The organism is Acidisphaera sp. L21 (assembly GCF_009765685.1).
Taxonomy (GTDB): Bacteria; Pseudomonadota; Alphaproteobacteria; order Acetobacterales; family Acetobacteraceae; genus LMUY01.
Window position 1 is genome coordinate 50,482 of the sequence record NZ_LMUY01000093.1, and the last position, 309, is coordinate 50,790.

Here is a 309-nt window from a genome sequence, read left to right on the forward strand (position 1 = left end):
TCTCGTGCTCGATGTGAAATCGCCGGCAGAGCGAAAAGAATATTTTGGGCGCCTGGGTGAACCAGACTTGCAGTAGCCCATATCGCCGATGCCAAGTCCGGCACCGGAGATCGTCTCCATGAAAAGCATGTTTATATTGGCTGGTCTGACCCTGGTAGGAGCAGCGGCGCTACCTCAGCCGGCCGCAGCGGTAGGATGCCTCTCGGGCGCCGTTGTAGGCGGCGTCGGCGGCCATGTGGTGCATCACGGTGTTCTGGGAGCAATTGCCGGTTGCGCCGTAGGCCACCACATGGCGGTGCAGGAGCGGCG